The sequence below is a fragment of the Georgenia sp. Z1344 genome (assembly GCF_049856295.1).
GTDB lineage: Bacteria > Actinomycetota > Actinomycetes > Actinomycetales > Actinomycetaceae > JB111.
Window position 1 is genome coordinate 149198 of record NZ_JBNDMZ010000012.1, and the last position, 22057, is coordinate 171254.

At 71.8% G+C, this 22057-nt stretch carries 17 protein-coding genes; 9 read left to right on the forward strand and 8 right to left on the reverse strand.

Annotation, left to right across the window (positions count from 1 at the left end; translation table 11 throughout):
* Nucleotides 1–4: 4 nt before the first annotated feature.
* Complete coding sequence (locus ACPYO6_RS14095) at nucleotides 5–1384, reverse strand: 3-oxoacyl-ACP reductase (protein WP_425715397.1); 1380 nt, start codon at nucleotides 1382–1384, stop codon at nucleotides 5–7.
* Nucleotides 1381–2703: an acetyl-CoA C-acetyltransferase gene (locus ACPYO6_RS14100; protein ID WP_425715416.1), complete on the reverse strand. Its 1323-nt coding sequence runs from the start codon at nucleotides 2701–2703 to the stop codon at nucleotides 1381–1383. The genes ACPYO6_RS14095 and ACPYO6_RS14100 overlap by 4 nt, the downstream gene beginning before the upstream one ends.
* 113 nt (nucleotides 2704–2816) lie before the next feature.
* Between ACPYO6_RS14100 and ACPYO6_RS14105 the strand changes: the two genes are divergently transcribed.
* The 4 genes from ACPYO6_RS14105 (at nucleotide 2817) to ACPYO6_RS14120 (ending at nucleotide 7011) form a co-directional block, all read left to right on the forward strand.
* A complete protein-coding gene (locus ACPYO6_RS14105) occupies nucleotides 2817–3869 on the forward strand; it encodes a TetR/AcrR family transcriptional regulator (protein ID WP_425715398.1) in 1053 nt (350 codons plus the stop codon).
* Entirely contained in the window at nucleotides 3866–6019 is a 2154-nt protein-coding gene (locus ACPYO6_RS14110) for an acyl-CoA dehydrogenase (protein ID WP_425715399.1), read from the forward strand. The genes ACPYO6_RS14105 and ACPYO6_RS14110 overlap by 4 nt, the downstream gene beginning before the upstream one ends.
* 372 nt (nucleotides 6020–6391) lie before the next feature.
* Entirely contained in the window at nucleotides 6392–6625 is a 234-nt protein-coding gene (locus ACPYO6_RS14115) for a hypothetical protein (RefSeq protein ID WP_425715400.1), read from the forward strand.
* Nucleotides 6622–7011, forward strand: a complete 390-nt coding sequence (locus tag ACPYO6_RS14120; RefSeq protein ID WP_425715401.1) for a TA system VapC family ribonuclease toxin — start codon at nucleotides 6622–6624, stop codon at nucleotides 7009–7011. Before ACPYO6_RS14115 ends, ACPYO6_RS14120 begins: the two co-directional genes overlap by 4 nt.
* Here ACPYO6_RS14120 and ACPYO6_RS14125 read toward each other — a convergent pair.
* From ACPYO6_RS14125 to ACPYO6_RS14150, 6 genes are all read right to left on the reverse strand, one after another.
* Nucleotides 6936–7838, reverse strand: a complete 903-nt coding sequence (locus ACPYO6_RS14125; RefSeq protein ID WP_425715402.1) for a hypothetical protein — start codon at nucleotides 7836–7838, stop codon at nucleotides 6936–6938. The genes ACPYO6_RS14120 and ACPYO6_RS14125 overlap by 76 nt on opposite strands.
* Before the next feature lie 179 nt (nucleotides 7839–8017).
* A complete protein-coding gene (locus tag ACPYO6_RS14130; protein ID WP_425715403.1) occupies nucleotides 8018–8764 on the reverse strand; it encodes a hypothetical protein in 747 nt (248 codons plus the stop codon).
* The gene (locus tag ACPYO6_RS14135; RefSeq protein WP_425715404.1) at nucleotides 8761–9372 is read right to left on the reverse strand and encodes a hypothetical protein; all 612 of its coding nucleotides are present in this window, start codon (nucleotides 9370–9372) and stop codon (nucleotides 8761–8763) included. The genes ACPYO6_RS14130 and ACPYO6_RS14135 overlap by 4 nt, the downstream gene beginning before the upstream one ends.
* Nucleotides 9373–9527: 155 nt before the next feature.
* Entirely contained in the window at nucleotides 9528–9950 is a 423-nt protein-coding gene (locus ACPYO6_RS14140; protein WP_425715405.1) for a hypothetical protein, read from the reverse strand.
* Between the two features lies 1 nt (nucleotide 9951).
* Entirely contained in the window at nucleotides 9952–10632 is a 681-nt protein-coding gene (locus ACPYO6_RS14145; protein WP_425715406.1) for a DUF433 domain-containing protein, read from the reverse strand.
* A 64-nt stretch (nucleotides 10633–10696) separates the two neighbouring features.
* Complete coding sequence (locus tag ACPYO6_RS14150) at nucleotides 10697–11254, reverse strand: hypothetical protein (RefSeq protein ID WP_425715407.1); 558 nt, start codon at nucleotides 11252–11254, stop codon at nucleotides 10697–10699.
* Between the two features lie 174 nt (nucleotides 11255–11428).
* On the opposite strand from ACPYO6_RS14150, the gene purL reads away from it, so the two are divergent.
* The 5 genes from purL to ACPYO6_RS14175 all read left to right on the forward strand — a co-directional run bounded on the left by purL (nucleotide 11429) and on the right by ACPYO6_RS14175 (nucleotide 21989).
* Nucleotides 11429–13867, forward strand: coding sequence for a phosphoribosylformylglycinamidine synthase subunit PurL (purL, locus tag ACPYO6_RS14155; protein WP_425715408.1), 2439 nt, complete (start codon nucleotides 11429–11431; stop codon nucleotides 13865–13867).
* Between the two features lie 227 nt (nucleotides 13868–14094).
* Nucleotides 14095–15429 (forward strand): NADP-specific glutamate dehydrogenase, encoded by a 1335-nt coding sequence (gene gdhA / locus ACPYO6_RS14160; RefSeq protein WP_425715409.1) that lies wholly within the window; start codon nucleotides 14095–14097, stop codon nucleotides 15427–15429.
* Nucleotides 15430–15715: 286 nt separating this feature from the next.
* Nucleotides 15716–16489, forward strand: coding sequence for a thioredoxin domain-containing protein (locus tag ACPYO6_RS14165; protein WP_425715410.1), 774 nt, complete (start codon nucleotides 15716–15718; stop codon nucleotides 16487–16489).
* 322 nt (nucleotides 16490–16811) lie between these two features.
* Nucleotides 16812–19361: a bifunctional metallophosphatase/5'-nucleotidase gene (locus ACPYO6_RS14170; RefSeq protein ID WP_425715411.1), complete on the forward strand. Its 2550-nt coding sequence runs from the start codon at nucleotides 16812–16814 to the stop codon at nucleotides 19359–19361.
* Nucleotides 19362–19727: 366 nt separating this feature from the next.
* Nucleotides 19728–21989, forward strand: a complete 2262-nt coding sequence (locus ACPYO6_RS14175) for an alpha/beta hydrolase domain-containing protein (protein ID WP_425715412.1) — start codon at nucleotides 19728–19730, stop codon at nucleotides 21987–21989.
* The last annotated feature ends 68 nt before the right edge of the window (nucleotides 21990–22057 follow it).

Below are 22057 nucleotides of genomic sequence, written 5' to 3' on the forward strand. Positions count from 1 at the left end.
GGGATCACTTCCCCACGAGGAGCTGGCCGCACACGCGCAGCACCTCGCCGTTGACGCCACCGGCCTGCGGGGAGGCGAGGAACGCGATCGCCTCGGCCACGTCGACCGGGAGCCCGCCCTGCTGCAGCGAGGACATCCGCCGGGACATCTGGCGCGGCACCGGCGGGATCTTCGCCGTCATGTCCGTCTCGATGAACCCGGGCGCCACGGCGTTGGCAGTCCCGCCGGATGCCGCCATCAGCGGGGCCAGCGCGCGGGTCATCCCGATGATCCCGGACTTCGCGTACCCGTAGTTCGTCTGGCCGCGGTTGCCGGCGATGCCGGAGGTCGAGGCCAGCGAGATGATCCTTGGAGCGTGCGCGGCGTCGCCGAGCACGCCGGGCTCCACGAACGTCTCGTTCATCGTCACGGGAGCGGCGATGTTGACCGCGAGCAGGTCGGCAAACCGGTCCTCGGTCATGTTGGCGAGCAGCTTGTCCCGCAGGATCCCGGCGTTGTGCACCACCACGTCGAGCCGGCCGTACCGCGCGTGGGCGGCGGCGAGGATCCTCTCAGCGGCGTCCTCGCGCGTGACGTCGAGCTGCACGGCGATGCCGCCGGCCTTGTTGACCGTGGAGGCCAGGGCCTCGCCGGCGGCGGGCACGTCGATGCCGACCACGTGGGCGCCGTCCCGGGCGACCACGCGCGCGATCTCCGCGCCGATGCCGCGCGCGGCACCGGTCACCGCGACGACGAGACCCGTGAGCGGGCGCGCCCAGTCCGCGGGCGCCTCCCCGCCGGGACCGGCCGCAAGGACCTGACCGTCGACGAACGCCGAGCGCGCCGACAGCAGGAACCGGGCGGCACCCGCCGGCGACGGATCGCCCGCAGACACGCCCCCGACCAGGGCGATCGCGTTCCCGGTCGCCCCGGCGCGCAGCTCCTTGGCGAGCGACCGGACGAACCCGTCCACACCCGCTCGGGCGGCCGCGAGCCTCGGCGCGTCCCCCTCCTCGGCGGCCCGGGAGACCACGAGCACCCGGCCGTTCGGCGCGAGGTCACGCAGCGTCCCACCCACCTCGAGCGCCGGGTCGGTGAGGTCGGCGCTCCGCTCGAGCCCGGTCGCCACGAGCACGACGGCGCCGAGCTTCCGCGAGGCCCCCGGACCGGCGTCGCGGCGGACGTCGGCGCCCCAGGCGAGCAGGTGCTCCACCAGGGCCTCGGAGTCGACCCGCGCGGCGTCGGACCCGTCGGTGAGGACGAGAACCGGCCCCGGCGTCAGCGGGGAGTCGACCGCCGTAAGGTCGTCGGTGCGGCGCAGGACCGCGGGCCGGGGCAGGCCGAGCTGCTTGGCGACCGCACTGCCCGCGCCGCCGTTGACGAAGGAGAGGTAGGAGTCGTTCACGCCGCCTCCAGGATCATCGCGACGGCCTGGCCGCCGGCCGCGCACACCGAGATGAGTCCGAGGGCCTTCTCGCCGGGGCGGACCTGGGACTCGCCACGCTCGGCGAGGAGCTTGGACAGCGTGCCGACGATCCGGCCGCCGGTCGCGGCGAACGGGTGCCCGGCGGCGAGCGAGGAGCCCGCCACGTTGAGGCGGCTGCGGTCCACGGTGCCCACGGGCTCGCTGCGGCCGAGGCGCTCGCGCGCGAAGGTCTCGTCCTCGAGCGCCGCCAGGGTGGAGAGCACGGTGGACGCGAAGGCCTCGTGGATCTCGACGAGGTCGAAGTCCGCGAGCGTGAGGCCGGTGCGCTCGAGCAGGGCGGGGATCGCGAACGCGCCGCCCATCAGCAGGCCCTGCGCGCCGTCGACGAAGGAGACCGCGCCGGGCTGCGCGTCGACCACGTGCGCGAGGACGGGCAGGCCACGCTCGGCGGCCCACTCGTCGGAGGAGAGCAGGACCGCGGAGGCGCCGTCGGACAGCGGGGTCGAGTTGCCGGCGGTCATCGTGGCCGGCGGCGCACCCTCGGGCAGGTTCTTGGTTCCGAAGACCGGCTTGAGCTTGCCCAGCTTCTCGAGCGACGTGTCCGGGCGCAGCGCCTCGTCCTTCGTCAGGCCCCGCAGCGGGGTGAGCAGGTCGTCGAAGAACCCGCGCTCGTACGCGGCGGCGAGGTTCTGGTGCGAGGCGAGCGCGAGCTCGTCCTGCGCCTCCCGGGTGATGCCCCACGCGGCGGTGGTCAGCGCCTGGTGCTCGCCCATCGAGAGGCCGGTCCGGGGCTCGTTGACGTCGGGCGCGACGGGCGCGAGGTCCGCCGGGCGGATCTTCGCGAACGCCTTGAGCCGGTCGGTGGTGGAACGGGCGCGCGAGGCCGTGAGCAGGATCCGGCGCAGCCTCTCGCTGACGACGATCGGGGCGTCCGACGCCGAGTCGGTCCCACCCGCGACGCCGACCTCGATCTGGCCGAGCGCGATCTTGTTCGCCACTCCGACCGCGGCCTCCATGCCCGTGGCGCACGCGCGCTGGACGTCGTAGGCCGGCGTGGTGGGGTCGAGCGCGGTGCCGAGGACGGACTCGCGGGTGAGGTTGAAGTCCTTGGGCTGCTTGAGCACGGCGCCGGCCGCGACCTCGTCGAGGCGCTCGCCGGCGAGGCCGGTGCGGGCCACGAGGCCCTCGATCGCGGCCGTCAGCAGGTCCTTCGGGCTCAAGGAGCTGTAGGCCGAGCCGGCCTTGCCGAACGGGGTGCGGTTCGCGGCCACGACGGCGGCGCGGCGCGGGGTGGGCATGGGGATCACGTGGGTCCTCGCTTCGCTGGGACGGACGGGCGGAACGGTAGACAGCCGGTCGGACGGCACGGAGAAAACTGGCCGGTACCGAAAGTACCTGATACTTTGAGTCCATGGTACAGCCCGAGAGCGAGGATGTCGCGGGCAGCGTGGTGCCCGCCGCCGCGCCAAGCGCCGCCGCGCCCGTGGTCGCGCGTCCCGCCAGCGGGGCGCCGCGTGCCGACGGCCGCACGACGAGGTGGGCGGACCACCGCGCCACCCGCACGCTCGAGCTCGTGCGCGCCGCGAGGCGCTGCGTCCACGAGCAGGGCCCCGACGTCTCGATGGACGACCTCGCCGCCCACATGGGCACCTCGAAGTCGATCCTCTACCGCTACTTCACGGACAAGGCCGGGCTGCAGCGGGCCGTCGGCCAGCACGTCCTTCAGCGCATCCTGCGCGAGCTGACCGAGGCCGCCGGCCACTCCGGCGGTCCGCGCGAGCGCATCCACGCGATGGTGGCCGCCTACCTGCGCCTCGTCGACGACGCCCCGCACGTCTACGCGTTCGTCACCTCGCCCACGGCCGAGGCCTCGGGCGACGTCCGCGGGTTCGTCGCCGAGGTCGACGTCATCGTCGCCCGCACGCTCGTGCCCGCGGTCCTCGGGCTCGACGACGACAGTCAGGTCGACCGCATCTCGCCCGCGACGGCCACGCGGGCCACCCTGTGGGCGTCCGGGGTCACCGGCACGGTGCGCTCCGTCGCGGACAGGTGGCTCGCCGCGCGCGCCGAGATCGAGTCACGGTCCGACGACGCCGAACGGCCCGCCGCGGACCCCGTCCCCGGGACGACCCCCGACGAGGCGGACGCAACCGCGGGGCGAGGCTCCGCCGTCGTGCCCGGGACGACCAACGACCAGGGGGACGTGCCCGCGGGGCGAGGCTCCGCCGTCGTGCCCGGTCCGTCCCCCGACCAGGGGGACCCGACGACGCAGCGAGGCGGCGTCGTCGGGGGACTGCCCCTCAGCGAGATCGACGATGCCGTCGCCGGCATCGAGCGGGACGAGCTCGCCGCCTTCATCGCCTCGTGGCTGTGGGACGGGGCCGTCGGCGTGCTGCGCCGCGCCCGGACCGACACCAGACCCCGCACCGTCCCGACCACCAAGACCGACAAGGACGTCTCGTGACCCAGACCCCCATCCGCCCGACGGACAGCACCCCGACGACCACGCCGTCGGCCCACACACCGGCCTCGGTCGACCGGCCCGACCTGCGCATCGACGTCGCCGAGCTCACCCGCCTGGTCGGCGGCCGCTGGTGGCACCTGCGCCAGGGCGCGCGCGACCTCGCGCTCGACCCGCGCATGCGCAAGATCGAGGGCCTGAGCCACCACGAGCACCGCGAGCGTGTGCTCACCCAGCTCCACCTGCTCACCGAGATCGGCGACCCGCTGCGCGCCTTCCCCACGCGCCTGGGCGGGAAGGACGACCACGGCGGCTCGCTCGCGACGTTCGAGGAGCTCGTCGTCGCCGACCCGTCGTTGCAGATCAAGGCGGGCGTGCAGTGGGGGCTGTTCGCGTCGGCGATCCTCCACCTCGGCACCGCCGAGCAGCACGACCGCTTCCTGCCCGGCGCCATGGACCTCACGGTCCCCGGCGCCTTCGCGATGACCGAGCGCGGGCACGGTTCCGACGTCTCCGGCGTGCTCACCACGGCCACCTACGACGCCGACACGGACGAGATCGTCGTGCACACCCCGGTCGAGGCCGCGCAGAAGGAGTACCTCGGCAACGCCGCCCTGCACGGGGTCGCGGCGGTCGTGTTCGCGCAGCTGATCGTCGGCGGCGTCAACCACGGCGTGCACGCGATGTACGTGCCCGTGCGCGAGCAGCGGCCCGACGGCTCGCTCGTGCTCCTGCCCGGCGTGGGCAGCGCGGACGACGGCGTCAAGGGCGGCCTCAACGGCATCGACAACGGGCGCCTGTGGTTCGACCACGTGCGCATCCCGCGCGTCAACCTCCTGCCCCGGTACGGATCGATCACGGAGGACGGGACCTACTCCTCGCCGATCGAGTCGCCCGGGCGCCGGTTCTTCACGATGCTCTCCACGCTCGTCCAGGGGCGGGTGTCGCTGTCGAACGCGGCGTCCGGCTCCGCGCGGATGGCGCTCGCGATCGCGGTGACCCACGCGGAGCAGCGGCGCCAGTTCACCGGCGGCGACCCGCAGGAGGAGGTCGTCCTCCTCGACTACCAGCGCCACCAGCGCCGGCTGCTGCCGAGGATCGCCCGCACGTACGCGCTGTCCTTCCTCGGGGCCGAGCTGCTCGAGCGGTTCGACGACGTCTTCTCCGGCCGGCACGACACCGACGAGGACCGCCAGGACCTCGAGACCCTCGCCGCCGCCACGAAGCCGCTGGCCACGTGGAACGCGCTCGACACGATCCAGGAGGCGCGCGAGGCCTGCGGCGGCGCCGGCTACATGGCGGAGAACCGGCTGACCGGCCTGCACCAGGACCTCGACGTGTACGCCACGTTCGAGGGGGACAACAACGTGCTCCTCCAGCTCGTCGGGAAGCGGCTGATGACCGACGCCGGCAGGGAGATGATGCAGATGGACGTGGCGGGCACCGTGCGGTGGGTCGCCGCGCGCGCCGCCGACACGGCCCTGCACCGCACGCCGCTGCGCCGGGCGGCGCAGTCGATCCGGGACTCCGGTTCGAAGGCGCGCTCCGCCGGGCACCTGCGCTCCGCCGACGTCCAGCGCGAGCTCCTCGAGGAGCGCGTGGAGACGATGGTCGAGGAGATCGTCCTCGGGATGCGCGCCGCCCGCGGCGAGTCCGACGAGAAGGCCTTCGAGGTCTTCAACTCCCACCAGGACCGGATCATCGCCGCGGCGCGTGCGCACGGCGAGCTGCTCGCGTGGGAGGCGTTCACCGACGCCCTGTCGCGCGTGCGGGACAAGGAGACCTTCGAGGTGCTGCGGACCGTGCGCGACCTCTACGGCCTCACCGTCATCGAGGCCGACCTCGCCTGGTACCTCGTCAACGGCCGGATGACCATGCAGCGCGCGAAGACCGTGACCAGCTACGTCGAGCGGCTGCTGGCGCGGCTGCGGCCGCACGCGAAGGCGCTGGTCGACGGGTTCGGGTACTCGCCCGAGCACCTCGGCGCGACGATCGCCGGCCCGGGGGAGGGGGAGCGGCAGCGCGCGACGCGGGAGTACCAGCGGCGGCTGCGCGCTTCCGGCGAGGCGCCCGTGGACGAGAAGACGATGCGGGCGCGGGCGAAGCAGGCGTCCCAGGACGCGACGGCGGAACAGCCCGGCGCGCCTGCCTGACTAGTTCCTTCGCCGACCGTTCCCAACCTTTCGCCGACCTCACCTTTCGACGACCTAACAGGTTGTGCGCTGACCCCGCCGACGCCGTCGGCTGTCTCGGCTGTCGGTGTGTGAGGTCGGCGGAGGGGCGGTCGCCACCGCGCCGACCCAGGGAGTTGTGTGCCGAGCCAAGGTGTTGTGCGCCGACCCAGGTAGTTATGTGCCGAACCAGGTAGTTATGTGCCGAACCCACCGACGCCGTGACCTGGCTCGGCACTCAACCCGCAGGCTCGGCGTTAAACCCCTGGCTCGGCAGTCAATGTCTGAGGTCGTCGGGGGCGAGAGCTTCCGCATCGATAGGCGCATCGAGTCTGCATCACGTACGATGCAGTCATGCGCACCACCGTCGATCTGCCCCCCGCGGTGCATCGACGTGCCGTGGAGCTGGCCCGCTCCCGTGGCACGTCGCTGTCGTCCGTGCTCGCTGAGCTCACCGTCCGCGGCCTCGGGCAGCTCGACGCGCCGGTCGAGATCAGCACGAACCCGCTGACCGGTCTCCCGGTGCTCTCCGTCGGCCGTCGGGTGACGTCGCAGGACGTGGCTGACGCGCTGGACGACGAGCCGTGACCCACCTCCTGGACGCGAACGTGCTCATCGCGCTCGCAGTCGCCGAGCACGAGCACCATGAGCGGGCAGCAGCCTGGCTCGCCGGCGTGGAGACGTTCGCGCTGTGCCCCGTGGTCGAAGGTGCACTCGTGCGGTTCCTCGTCCGGACCGGCGAGGGAACTGCTGCCGCGGCGGCTCTGCTCGACGGGTTCGGCGGTCATCCGGCGTGCCGGTTCTGGAGTGACGATCTGTCGTACCGCGATGTCGAGCTCGACGGGATCCACGGGCACCGCGAGGTGACGGACACCTATCTCGTCGCCCTCGCGCGCCATCACGAAGGCCGCCTCGCCACCTTCGACTCGGCGCTCGCCGCCCGGTTCCCCGACGCGACGACGATGGTCCCGTAGTCGGCCGGACGCCTCCCCTCCACGCGCACCCACGTCCGTTGCGTCTCCAGCGCCCAGAACCACACGAACAGCGCGATCTCGTACCACTCGACGGCGAGCAGCCGGTACTCCCACCCGATCAGGTGCAGCACCCCGAAGATCGGCGCCCCCGCCACCATCAGCCAGAAGATCAGCTGGTAACGGCGGCGCAGGTCGCGGCGGCCCGAGTCGAGGGAGGCGTGCGGCCGCCCGGCCAGCTCCGGCCACGCGTGACTAGCCACCGCGATCGCGAGGTTGACGATGAGCAGCACCGCGGCTGCCACGTGGATTCCCGCGAAGTCGCCTCCCTCGACCACCCGCCAGACCACGAGCCCGACGAACGCCACGAGCACCACGTTCATCGCGTTCGCCGCCACCCGGGTCAGCCGGTGCCGCTCGATCGGCGCCGGCCGCGACGGCGAGAACCGCAGCTCCAGCACGACGAACACCACCGACATCACCAGCACCGTCACGCAGGTGGCCCGCAGGGCGGTGACCATCTCGTGGCGTGCGGCGTCGTCGAGGGCGTCGAGCGTGGGCCCGATCGAGGTCGGCACGAGCGCCACGAAGATCGCGAAGAACCCCGCGACGTCGAGGCTGAAGTCCTCCAGCGCCGACGCGCCGCGGTACGCCACCAGGCACGCCGCGATCGCCATCATCACGCCGACGAACATGTCCCGGATCGGCCCCAGGTAGTACGCGCTGATCGACTCCTCGATCGCGCCAAGCCAGAAGAACGCGAGCACGGACCCGAGCAGCAGCAGCGCCGGCAGCGTCATGAGCATGAGCCGCAGGTACAGGTACGTCACCCGAGACACCGCGCCCGACGCCGGAGCCTCGCCCGCGTTGTCTGCCTCGCCCGGGGCGAGGGTCGGGTCGGTCGCGGGGCGCCGCCCCGATGGTCGACCGTCGCCCGCCCGATCCGCCCCTGCACTCACGGCGTCAGGTTATCCAGCGCCGCCGACGTCGGTCCCACCCGCGCGGTCGCTCAGCGCCGCCGCCAGAGGTCCTGGTCGGGCGGGGTGGCCCAGGGCCGGTCGGCCGGTGCGCTCGGGCGCGCGGTGGCCGGGCGGGGATGTGCGCCGTCGGGCGTGGTCTTGGCGGTTGCGGGGCTGGCGGTTGCGGAGGGAGACGGCGAATCGGGCGGTCCGGCAGGGCGGTGGGAAGCGGGGCGGTGCCGGTCGTCGTCGGGGGCGGTGGTCGTCCCCGCATCGTCGGCGCGGTCCCGCTCCTGCATGACGTGCTCGGCGAGGCGGCGGGCCGTGGCCGCGCGGCGTGCGGGCGAGTTCACCCGCGCGGCGATCGGCAGGAGCAGCAGCGCGAGCAGGATGCCCACGCCGATCGCCTCCTTCCACAGGACCGGCCAGAGCCCGGGGCGCAGGACCGCCCCGTTGTCCGCGAGGCAGACGAAGCTGGTGGAGACGCCTTGTCCGCCGTCGGCGAGGGCGGTGGTCGTCGAGATCGCGCGGACGTCCTCGTAGCCAGGCGGGCAGATGAAGCCGAGGGGTTGCAGCAGCTCGACGTGCCCCGGCCAGATGAACCACAGCGCCATGAGCACGAACGGGACGATCGGCGCGGCGATGAGCACGGCGAGGAGGGGGACGGCGAGCGCGCTGCCGCCGGGGTCGAGTGCGGACGCGGACGCGGACGCGGTTGCGGTTGCCGGGGCGGACCGGGCCGGGGCCGTGCGCGAGTGCGGGGGCGTGGAGGGGTGTCCGGCGTCGGGCATGGTCATTGGACGAGCTCCCCGTCGGCGTCGAAGGTGACGCGCTCGACCGTGCGCCGTGGATCGCTGAACGTGAACGCGATCTCGGGCGCGCAGTGCGGTGGCATGCCGGGTGGGTCGCCGGTGGGGGACATCGCGTGGGCGTCGGTGGCGCGTGGAGGGGCGCAGCTGACGGCGAGGTCGACGGCCATCTCGCCGGGGGCGACGCCGCGGAGCGCGAGGGCCTCGTCGTAGAGCTCGCCGATCCGGTCGAGCGCGGGGACGTCGGAGAGGACGAACCAGCCGTCGACGGCGTCGGTCGGGTAGGGGCCGATGTTCGACGCGTCGTCGAGGCCGCGCACGTTCCACTGGTCCCACAGAGGCTCGGTGGCCGGCGAGGCGAGGACGGTGACGTGCTCGGGGGACGCGTTCATGCGGTTGATGGCGAGCTGGGCGGGGCTCACGTCGAGGGCTCCGGCGACGGCGTCCCGGGCGGACTCGAAGCGCTCCCGGTCGGCGCTCGGGCCGCGGTGGGCGGCCTCGTCGAGGACCTCGTGGTACGGCTCGGCGCCGACGCAGGCGGTGAGCGTGGTGGCGAGCGCGGCGGTGACGATCACGAGCCCGACGGCGGAGCGCACCCCGTGCCTCCGCCTCCCCTGCGTCGTGGTCGAGCCCGGGGGAGTGGGGAGAGGGTCTCTCACGAGGCCAAGGTAAGCGTGATCACAGGTGGCGGGACCCGGCGGCCGGGGGGAGCGGTGCCCATGCGGGTGGCGCTGCGATGTCGTGGTCGTCGTCAGTCCGGCTCCCGAAGTCGGATCGGTCGTGGACCGGTCGCGCCGAGCGACAGCGCCCATGGGCCCGGCCCGAGCTTGACCGCCTGTCGCTGAAGTCGTTGTTCATGCCTGAGGAAGAGATCGACCTGATCGGACGGCGAGAGGTCGCGCTTGGCGCCGATCCACACGGATCGGATGCCGTGCTCCCAATAGACGCGCAGCTCGGCTGGGCGCGTGCGAATCCGGCGGTCGCGACTGAGCACGATCAGGTCGCGGTGAGCGATCACAGGCATCCACTCGGTGTCAGGGGTGCCGAGAGGGACCTCGGGGAGGTCCGGGTGGTCGGGGAAGAGAATGTCGGTCCGTCCCGCGCGATGAAGGAGCAGGCCCAGTCCGAGTGCGTTCTCGTCGGTGAAGTACCTCGGGGCCGGCGGCACCTCCATGTCAGGCGACCCGGTCGGTGCTCGCGATCATCTCGAACCTCAGCGCGGAGTCCACCTGGTCGGGGCTGAGTGAGTAAAGGTCAGCGAGTTCCTCGCGGTTGGAGCCCGCACGGTAGGCCTCAGCAAGAACCTCGGTCCTCACGTTGCGGACCGCAGGCTGGCCGAAGGCATGGCGGGGGTCCATCACGACCTCGGGGGCGTATCGGTGGAGTCGGAGGCGGCCCGCGACCGCGCCCTCGTAGTCGATCGACCGATGGAATCGTTCGGCGGCCTCGGTGAGCACGAACTGTCCGTCTCGGACGACGACCATGCGTAACGGCCGATCCAGGCCCACGTCGTCCTGGACCAGTTGGACCAGCTCTCGGCCCTCGACGTCGAGGAACGGGCGCGCGTGCGCGAGCGGATAGCGCCCGAAGGTCTCCCGGAGCTTCTCGATCGCCGGGCGCATGCGCGCGACGGCCACGTCAGGTGCCCGGAACTCGGCCAGGAGTCGGGCCTCGACCATCTCGCCCCAGGTGACCTCGTCGGAGCCCGTGGGTTCCTCTCGAAGGACCGGTTCGTAGAAGGTCTCGCGCCGTGTGTAGCCCTCGAGCCACCGACGCCCGGTCCCCGGCTGGAGCGCGACCAGTCGGTCTACGTCCGCGTAGGAGTAGAGCGCTCGGTCGAGCAGGGAGGCTGTCATGACCGGATTCTCGCACTCGGGATCCGGCGTTGCTCGCGTTATCAACAGGGTGGCGCGGGGTGCGTCAGCGCTTGCCCCAGAGGTCGTCGACCGGGCCGCTCGCCCAGCCGCCTGAGGTGGGGGTGGCCGGGCCGGCCGGTGCTGTCGGGTAGCTCGAGGTGGTCGGGCCGGCAGACGTGGGGTTGCCGGCCGCCTGGGTGACCGGGGGCTGTGGGGCGGTCGGGCCGGACGACGAGCCTCTCCGCGACGGCAGCACGGCGATGAACACGACGACCGCGACGACCACCAGTCCGATCATCACCGTCTCGCGCCAGATCACGCTCCACCAACCGGGGTCGAGGACGGCGCCGGAGGCGCTCCGGCACAGCTCCCTCGTGTCGATGATCGGATCCTCGCCCACCTCGGAGTACGTGCGGCTGAACTCGTTGGCGAGTGCGTAGCCGTCGGGGCAGAACAATGCGTCGGGGAAGTAGTTGATGTGCGTCGGCCAGACACCCCACGCGAGGATCAGCATCGGGACCACGGCGATGAGGACGAAGCAGACCGACGCGGCCAGGGGGAGGAGGAAGTTCTGCAGGACCTTCAGCGCGGGACGGGGGCGGTCGGCCCGCTCGTTGTGCACGGTCTCATCCTGCGCCACGAGGCGGGCGCGCCCCACGGGTACCGCTCCCCGGTCACCGAGACCGCTCCCCGGTCACGAGAACCGCCCTTTTGCCGCCCAGGTAGATTCGACCCAGCCAGGCCGTAGTCACAGGCCCGCACGTCAGTCCGCCCGCGAGTCCGTGAGGTCGCCAGCATGTCCGCAGACACCCCCGCATCCGGCGCCGGAGCGCCCGACGAGACGCACGGCTCGCCTGCGCCTGCACCAACCGCAATCTCGACGACGAACGACGACGCCGCGCCTGCACCAACCGCAATCTCGACGAACAGCTCCACCACCCCGGCCCCGCGGCACGACGAGACCGTCGACGACGCCGCCGCGACCCCGGCCACCCCGATGCCCTTCGCGGAGCTCGGCCTCAAGGACAACGAGTACGCGCGCATCGTCGAGCTCCTCGGCCGCCGCCCCACCTCCGCCGAGCTCGCCATGTACTCGGTCATGTGGTCGGAGCACTGCAGCTACAAGTCCTCCAAGCGCCACCTGCGCCAGTTCGGCGACAAGACGACGGACGCGATGAAGGAGAACCTCCTCGTCGGCATCGGGGAGAACGCGGGCGTCGTCGACGTCGGCGACGGGTGGGCCGTCACGTTCAAGGTCGAGTCCCACAACCACCCGAGCTACGTGGAGCCGTTCCAGGGCGCGGCGACCGGCGTGGGCGGCATCGTCCGCGACATCATCGCCATGGGCGCCCGCCCGATTGCCGTCATGGACCAGCTGCGGTTCGGCGCGCCGGACCACCAGGACACGTCACGTGTCGCGCACGGCGTCGTCGCGGGTATCAGCTCGTACGGCAACAGCCTGGGCCTGCCGAACATCGGCGGCGAGCTCGACCTCGACCCGGTCTACCAGGGCAACCCGCTGGTCAACGCCCTCGCGATCGGCGTGCTGCGCCACGAGGACATCCACCTCGCGAACGCGTCCGGCGCGGGCAACAAGGTGGTCCTGTTCGGCGCGCGCACGGGCGGCGACGGCATCGGCGGCGCGTCGATCCTCGCGTCGGAGACCTTCGACGAGGGCGGGCCGGTCAAGCGCCCGTCGGTGCAGGTCGGGGACCCGTTCATGGAGAAGGTGCTCATCGAGTGCTGCCTCGAGCTCTTCGCCGGCGAGCTCGTCGAGGGCATCCAGGACCTCGGCGCGGCCGGCATCTCCTGCGCCACCTCCGAGCTCGCGTCCAACGGCGACGGCGGCATGCACGTCGACCTCGAGACCGTCCTCCTGCGCGACCCCAGCCTCACCGCCGGCGAGATCCTCATGAGCGAGTCGCAGGAGCGGATGATGGCCGTCGTCGCGCCGGACAAGCTCGACGCCTTCCTCGCCGTGACCGAGCGGTGGGAGGTCGAGACCTCGGTCATCGGCGAGGTCACCGGCACCGGCCGCCTGACGATCGACCACCACGGCAGCCGGATCGTCGACGTCGACCCGCGCACCGTCGCCCACGACGGCCCCGTCTACGACCGCCCCTACGCGCGGCCGGACTGGCTCGACCCGATCGTCGCGGACACCGCCGCAGATCTTTCACGCCCGACGACGCCGGACACCCTCGCGGCCGACATCCGCGCGGTCGCCCTCGACCCCAACCAGGCGTCCAAGGGCTGGGTGACCGACCAGTACGACCGCTTCGTCCAGGGCCGCACGGCCCTCGCCCAGCCCGACGACGCCGGCGTCCTGCGCATCGACGAGTCGACCAACCGCGGCGTGGCGCTCGCGACCGACGCCAACCACCGCTACGCGTTCCTCGACCCGCGTACCGGCGCCGCCCAGGCCCTGGTGGAGGCGGCCCGCAACGTCGCCACCGTCGGCGCCCGCCCGATGGCCGTCACCGACTGCCTCAACCTCGGCAACCCCGAGGACCCGGGCGCGATGTGGCAGCTCGTCGAGACGGTCACGGGCCTCGCGGACGCCTGCCTCGCGTACGGCATCCCCGTCACCGGCGGCAACGTCTCGCTCTACAACTCGACCGGCGAGCCGGGCACGGCGACCTCCTCGATCCATCCCACCCCCGTGGTGGGCGTCCTCGGCCTGCACGACGACGTCACGCGCGCCACGCCGTCCGGCTGGCGTGGGCAGGGGGAGACCATCGTCCTCCTCGGCACCACCGCGCTCGAGCTCGACGGCTCCGCCTGGGCGCAGACCGTGCACAGCCACCTCGGCGGCACGCCGCCGCGGGTCGACGTCGCGGCGGAGAAGGCCCTTGTCGAGACCCTGCTCGCCATCCACGGCGAGGGGCTCGCCACGGCCGCCCACGACCTCGCGACCGGCGGCCTCGCCCAGGCGCTCGTCGACGCGTCGACCCGCTACGGCGTCGGGGCGGAGATCGATCTCACGCCGGTGACCGAGCGCGACGGGATCGACCTCGCGACGGCCCTGTTCAGCGAGTCGCAGGCGCGGGCGCTCGTCGTCGTCGCGCCGGGGGACGTTGCCCGGGTGGAGGCGCTCGCCGCCGCGCAGGGCGTACCGTGCGCGACGGTCGGAACCACCGGCGGGACCACCCTCGCGGTCGGCGGAGTCACGGGGATCGACGTCGTCGGGCTTGCCGAGGACTCGGCGGCCGTGCTGCCCGCACTCTGGGACTGATCTCGACGCGAGGTGGTCGACGCGGCATCGTGGGGGAACCCACGACCCGCCGTTGGCACGTTGCTGAGACAATCGTGGACGGTGACTGGTGCGTCCCGTGCCCCACGGCCGACGCACCACGCGTGAGCCGCGCGAGCACCACCGAACGCGAGCAGCCCCGAACGACTGTCGCGAGTACCGAACGGACCACCCGCCCGGCGTGAGCCGGGCCCGATGTCAGGAGCCGCATGATCGACGAGCTGCAGGCGGTGTACGACGAGGTCGTCACCCGCGACCCGGGCCAGCCCGAGTTCCACCAGGCCGTGCACGAGGTGCTCGGCTCGATCGGCGACATCGCCCTGCGCGAGGACTACGAGCGGGCCGCGATCCTGCGCCGCATCGTCGAGCCGGACCGCCAGATCATGTTCCGCGTCCCGTGGGTCGACGACGCCGGCCGCACCCAGGTCAACCGCGGCTACCGCGTGGAGTTCTCCTCCGCGCTCGGCCCGTACAAGGGCGGGCTGCGGTTCCACCCGTCGGTCAACCTCGGCGTCATCAAGTTCCTCGGCTTCGAGCAGATCTTCAAGAACGCGCTCACCGGTCAGGGCATCGGCGGCGGCAAGGGCGGGTCCGACTTCGACCCGCACGGCAAGTCCGACAGCGAGGTCATGCGCTTCTGCCAGTCGTTCATGACCGAGCTGTACCGCCACATCGGCGAGTACACCGACGTCCCCGCCGGCGACATCGGCGTGGGCGGCCGCGAGATCGGCTACATGTTCGGCCAGTACAAGCGCATCACCAACCGCTTCGAGGCCGGCGTGCTGACCGGCAAGGGCACCGGCTGGGGCGGCTCGTTCGGCCGCACCGAGGCCACCGGCTACGGCACCGTCTTCTTCACCGAGCGCATGCTCAGCCGCCAGGGCAAGTCGCTCGACGGCCAGCGCGTCGTGGTCTCCGGCTCCGGCAACGTGGCGATCTACGCGATCCAGAAGGCCCAGCAGCTGGGCGCGCACGTCGTGGCGTTCTCCGACTCCTCGGGCTACGTGCTCGACGAGCAGGGCGTCGACGTCGAGCTCCTCCGCGAGGTCAAGGAGGTCCGTCGCGGCCGCGTGGCCGACTACGTCGAGGGGCGTCCCGGAGCCGAGCTCCGGACCGAGGGCTCCGTCTGGGACCTGCCGTGCACGATCGCGCTGCCCTGCGCCACGCAGAACGAGCTCGACGAGAACCACGCCCGCACGCTCGTGGACAACGGGGTGATCGCCGTGGCCGAGGGCGCGAACATGCCCTCGACGCCCGAGGCCGTCGACATCTTCCAGGCCGCCGGCACCGCGTTCGGCCCGGGCAAGGCCGCGAACGCCGGGGGCGTGGCGACGTCCGCCCTGGAGATGGAGCAGAACGCCTCGCGCGAGCAGTGGAACTTCGACAAGACGGTGGCGCGGCTCGAGGTCGTCATGACCCAGATCCACGACACCGTGGCGCGCACGGCCGAGCGGCACGACGCCCCGGGGAACTATGTCCTCGGTGCGAACGTCGCCGGCTACGCCAAGGTGGCGGACGCCCTCCTCGCCCACGGCGTCGTCTGACCACTTCTTGTCGAGAGTGCGGGTTGGCTCGCAACTTCCTTCGTCGAGATTGCGGTTCGTCGTCACCGAGATTGCGGTTTGTCGTCGTCGAGATTGTGGTTGGGGCCCCAACCGCAATCTCGACGAGGGGCGGGCGGCCCGAACTTGACCGGGCCGGTTCCCCACCGCACTCTCGATGAACGAGGGCGCTCTCACGCTGGACAGACGGAGGCTCCCAACCGCAATCTCGACGAGCACCAACCGCAATCTCGACGAATTCCCCTCGGCAACACCCCTCGGAGGAGACATGACCCGCACGGTTCGTCCGGCGCTCACCGCCGGCATCCTCGGCGCGGCCCTCGCGCTCGCGGCCTGCACGGGTGACGACTCGTCCGCCCCCGCCGCCGAGACCCCGCCGGAGTCCGACACCTCCGCCGCCGAGGCCGACCAGCGCGCCGAGGAGGCCGCGGCCACGCTCGCGGACCTGCCGACCACGGACGTCGACGTCAGCCCCGACGAGAACTACCTCACCGCCGTCGGCGCCCCGGACGCCGAGGTGACGATGGTCGTCTTCGAGGACTACCTGTGCCACTACTGCCAGGCCATGTCCACGCAGGCGCTGCCGGAGCTGCAGGACCTCGTCGACGACGGCACGCTGCGCATCGAGTACCGCGACGTCGGCGTGCTCGCCCCCCAGTCCGTCACCCTCGCGCAGGCGGCGTGGGCGGCCGCGCAGCAGGACGGCTACGCCGCGTACCACGAGTCGCTCATGGCCGACCCGCCGGCGGCCGAGGACGTCACGGCGGAGACGCTGACCGAGCGTGCCGTCGAGGCCGGCCTCGAGCCCGAGCAGTTCGGCACCGACCTCGCCGCCGCCGACACCGCCGCCCAGATCAGCGCCAACGCCCAGCTCGCGATGGACATCGACCTCAGCGGCACGCCGACCACCGTGGTCGGCGGGTTCGTCATGGTCGGCCTGCAGGACGCGGAGACGCTGCGGCTCGCCGTCGAGGGCGTCGCCGCGGGTGTCACGCCGGGCGGGGAGACCTCGAGCGAGTCGGGTTCCGGCCCCTCCGCGTAAGGACGATGCCCGACGCCGAAGCTCACCTCGCGTGCGTCGCGGAGGGCCGCGTAGCGGCCACGATCGACGACGACGAACGACTCGCCCGCTCCCGGGATTCCGCGTCCTCGTCGAGAGTGCCGTTGGGGCCCCAACCGCACTCTCGGCGAGAGAAGTGGCGTCAGCGCAGTCGCGACACATCGGGCACCTCGCCGGCGCCCGACCAACCGCGGGTGAACTCTTGGAGACCGGCGAACGATCCCATAGTTTGGCCTTCACCCCGGGGATAACCTGGCCGAGCCTTACCCCTGTCGGCCAGACGAAAGACTGAGGTCTCTCTCCCATGTCACGCCCCTCCCGCGTCAGGATCACGGCCAGCGCCGGCGTCCTCGCGCTCATCGGATCGGTCGCCGCTGCGGCCCCGGCCTTCGCGGTCGAGAACGAGGACGGCACGGTCACCATCGACCTCGCCGTCATCACCGACTTCCACGGCCACATCGAGACGGCCGCCCAGGTGCAGACCGTCGTCGACGGCATCCGCGCCGAGAACGAGACCGGCACGCTGTTCCTCAGCGCCGGTGACAACATCGGCGGCTCCGCGTTCGTGTCGGCCATCGCCAACGACCAGCCGACGATCGACATCCTCAACGCGATGGGCCTGAACCACACGGCCGTCGGCAACCACGAGTTCGACCAGGGCTACGAGGACCTGCGCGACCGCGTCATCCCGGCGTCGGAGTTCTCGCACCTCGGCGCGAACGTCGCCGGTGCGCCGGAGATCGCGGACCCGGGCTTCGTCGTCGAGGAGATCGACGGCGTCAGCGTCGGCATCATCGGCACGGTCACCTCCGACACCCCGAACGTCGTCTCGCCAGCCGGTATCGAGGGCCTCGAGTTCCAGGACGAGGTCGACGTCGCCAACGAGCGCGCCGCCACCCTCAGCGACGGTGACGACGCCAACGGTGAGGCCGACGTCGTCGTCGCACTCATCCACGAGGACGCCGACATCATCGCCCCGGGGCTCGACGAGAACATCGACGCCGCGTTCGCCGGTCACTCGCACCTCCTGAAGAACACCGAGACCGGCGCCGGCGCCCCGCTGCTCCAGCCGGGCAACTTCGGCAGCCACGTGGCCAACACGCAGCTGACCGTCAACCCGGAGTCGGGTGAGATCACGGTCGACACGGCCGAGAACATCGAGATCACCGAGGAGACCGCGCGCGACGCGGACATCGAGGCGCTCTACCAGGAGGCCCTGGCCGAGAGCCAGGTGCTCGGCCAGGAGGAGGTCGGCACCGTCATCGCGCCGTTCAACCGCGGCTCGCGTACCGGCGCCCCGGACGGCACCAACCGTGGCGCCGAGTCCACGCTCGGCAACCTGCTCGGCGACGCCGCGCTCGCGTCGGCGAACGAGTTCAACCTCAACGCCGACATCGGCGTCATCAACCCGGGCGGCATCCGCGCGGACCTCGACCCGAACGGCGACGGCACGGTCACCTACGCGGAGGCCTTCGACGTCCAGCCCTTCGGCAACACGATCGGCGCCGTGACGATCCCGGGCGCGGACCTGCGTCTGCTCCTCGAGCAGCAGCTGCGCACCGCGACCGACTCGCACCCGTACCTCGCGCTCGGCTGGTCCGAGAACCTCGACTACGTGTGGGACCCGGAGAGCAACGAGATCCTCTCGCTGACGATCGACGGCGAGCCCGTGGCCGACGACCAGGAGATCCGCATCGCGGGCAACACCTTCCTCCTCGCCGGCGGTGACGCCTTCACCGGCTTCACGGACAACGCGAGCAACTTCGTCGACACCGGCGTCCAGGACGTGCAGGCGCTCAACGACTACCTCGCGGCCAACGAGCAGCTGGCCCCGAGCTACGACCAGGCGTCGATCGGCTGGACCGGTCCGACCACGGCCGCGGCCGGCGAGACCGTCTCGGTCGACCTCTCGGGCCTGTCCTTCACCACCGAGCCCGACGCCAAGCCCTTCGAGGTCGAGGTCCTCCTCGGCGACGAGGTCGTCGGCACGGGCGAGGTCAACAACGACCCGTCGGACGGCTACAACACGACCGGTACCTCCACGGTCGAGATCACGATCCCCGAGGGCGCCGAGGCCGGCGAGCAGTCGCTGACCGTCAACGCCGAGCCCACCGTGGCCCAGGTGCCCTTCGAGGTCACCGCCGGCGCCGAGGAGCCCGAGCCGACGCCCCCCTCGGCCGGTCGCGGCTTCTACCTCAACAACGGCTGGGACGCGAACGCCGAGCACGAGTTCTCGTTCGGCCGCGTCGGTGACGACGTCCTCGTCGGCGACTGGGACGGCGACGGGCAGGACACCCTGGGCGTGCGTCGCGGGAACGCCTACTTCCTCACCAACTCGCTGTTCGGCGGCGACGCCGACGTCGAGCTGACCTACGGCCGCGCCGGCGACACGGTGCTCGTGGGTGACTGGGACGGCGACAGCGTGGACACCTTCGCCGTGCGCCGCGGCAACGGCTACTTCCTCTCGAACTCGCACGAGTCGGGCTGGGCGGAGACCGAGCTGGACTACGGCCGTGCGAACGACCAGGTCCTCGTCGGTGACTACGACGGCGACGAGGTCGACACCTTCGCGGTTCGCCGTGGCAACACCTACTTCGTCTCCAACACGCTCGAGTCCGGCTGGGCCGACGCGGAGTTCGACTACGGCCGCTCGGGCGACGAGGTGCTCGTGGGTGACTGGGACGGCGACGGCAACGACACGTTCGCCTCGCGTCGCGGCAACCTCTACCTCATGTCCAACGCCCTCGAGGGTGGCTGGGCCGAGATCGAGCAGAACTACGGCCGCTCCGGCGACGAGGTCTTCGTCGGCGACTGGGACGGCGACGGCTCCGACACCCTGGGTGTCCGCCGCTGATCCAGGAGGGATGCGCCCGCCTCGCCCTCATGGCGAGTGAGCGGACGTCCTCTTGACGAGTGAGCGGACCTCGGTCCGACACACATCGAGCGCTCCTCCACCCGATCCGGGTGGGGGAGCGCTCGGTCGTTCACGGGCCATGGTCGACAATCCCGGCACGGAAAGTGCTGGCAACAATGCGGGGCGCCGTCGTCGGTGGTGTGAGTCTCGAGTCAGCCGCGGGGGAGCGTCATTCCACCCGCGGTGCACCGCGCAACGGATGCGCAGGTGCGTGAGTCGAGGACGACTACAGGAGGACGGACGATGTCAGGATCCCCACGCGCGAGACGACTGCGGGTAGCCGTCGGCACAGCGGCCACGGTGCCGATGCTGTTGACGGCCGTATTGTCCGGCGGAGCCGCTGCCACCCAGAGTCCCACGGACGACACGACCGACGACGCCGGCATCGCCGAGAGCTCCGCGAACGTGCCCGCGACCCCAACCCTCACCGCGATCCCGGAGGTGCGTGGCCCGATCGCCGAGACGTCCGACAGCCTCATGTGGTCCGGGATGGAACGCGCGCGGGTGCCGTTCGACGTCGCAGACCACGGGTACGTCGAGGAGGAGTACTTCCTGTCCGGCACGGCCAACGTCTACGACGACGCCGACGGCATCGAGATCACCCGCGAGGAGGTCCCGTACGTCAACAACATCCTCGTGCGCCGGCCGGCGGACCCCGCGGACGCGAGCGGCGTGGTCCTCGTGGACATCCTCAACGCCTCGAACGGTTTCCCGGGCGAGGACCACTGGCGGCGCATGTGGGACTGGGCGATGGAGGAGGGGCACACCGTCATCGGCCTCACCTCGAAGCCGATCCAGGTGAACGCGCTGCAGAACTACGACCCGGAACGGTACGCCGACCTGTCCTGGGTGACCGACCCGTCGGTAGACCCGGGCCCGATCGTCGCGGACCCCGAGGACCCGGGGTCGTTCGACCCGTTCATGCTCGTCGAGGGCTCCGAGGAGGGGCTCGTCTGGGACATCACCACCCAGCTCGGAGTGCTGCTCGCGAGCGACGAGGCAGGAACGATCCTCGGCGGCCAGACGCCCGAGACCACGCTGCTGCTCGGCCAGTCGCAGTCCGGCGTGTACCTCAACACCTACACGAGCGCCTTCCACGAGGCGCAGGCCGAAGCGAACGGCGGTTCCGTCTGGGACGGGTACCTCAACTCCGTCGGCGCCGTGCTCGAGCGCCCGCTATCGCAGAGCGACGAGGGCGGCTTCGTCACCGTTCCGGGGGCGGAGCCGGGCTTCGACGTCCCCTTCATCACGGTCTCGTCCGAGGGCGACGCCGGCCTGTTCGGTGCGGCCACCCTCGCCGAGACCGAGCTGCCCGAGAACCGCTTCCACTGGCAGGTCCCCGGCACGCCGCACACCGACCTGCTCTCGACGGTCATTCCTGCGGACGAGGAGATCCATCAGGCGGGGCGTGTGCCCAACACCCAGGTGCACGACGCCGACTTCCGCGACGCGCTCAACCTCTACCCGCTCGAGCCGGCGATCATCGCCGCTGCCGAGGCACTGGTCGACGCCGACCAGGACGGCACGGCCCCGGCGCAGTCGCGGTGGTTCGACCAGACCGAGGCCGAGCTCGTCCGGGACGGTGACGGCAACGCCACCGGCGGGGTGCGGTACGGGCTCATCGAGCACCCGCTCGGGACGTACGCCGGAGCCGCGTCCCCAGGTGCCGTATACGGCTCGATGGACCTCATCTCGGCCGAGGAGTTCGCCGCCCGGTACGGGACACGGGACGCGTACCTCGAGATCGTGTCGTCCGTCGACGCCGAGCTGATCGAGGCCGGTTACCTCACGGAGTACGGCGCCGAGTACTTCCTCGACGTCGCAGAGCAATTGCTCGACCGCATCGGCGTGACCGATGAGCCGGAGGAGCCCGAGCCCACGCCCCCCTCGGCCGGCCGCGGCTTCTACCTCAACAACGGCTGGGACGCGAACGCCGAGCACGAGTTCTCGTTCGGCCGCGTCGGTGACGACGTCCTCGTCGGCGACTGGGACGGCGACGGGCAGGACACCCTGGGCGTGCGTCGCGGGAACGCCTACTTCCTCACCAACTCGCTGTTCGGCGGCGACGCCGACGTCGAGCTGACCTACGGCCGCGCCGGCGACACGGTGCTCGTGGGTGACTGGGACGGCGACAGCGTGGACACCTTCGCCGTGCGCCGCGGCAACGGCTACTTCCTCTCGAACTCGCACGAGTCGGGCTGGGCGGAGACCGAGCTGGACTACGGCCGTGCGAACGACCAGGTCCTCGTCGGTGACTACGACGGCGACGAGGTCGACACCTTCGCGGTTCGCCGTGGCAACACCTACTTCGTCTCCAACACGCTCGAGTCCGGCTGGGCCGACGCGGAGTTCGACTACGGCCGCTCGGGCGACGAGGTGCTCGTGGGTGACTGGGACGGCGACGGCAACGACACGTTCGCCTCGCGTCGCGGCAACCTCTACCTCATGTCCAACGCCCTCGAGGGTGGCTGGGCCGAGATCGAGCAGAACTACGGCCGCTCCGGCGACGAGGTCTTCGTCGGCGACTGGGACGGCGACGGCTCCGACACCCTGGGTGTCCGCCGCTGATCCAGGAGGGATGCGCCCGCCTCGCCCTCATGGCGAGTGAGCGGACGTCCTCTTGACGAGTGAGCGGA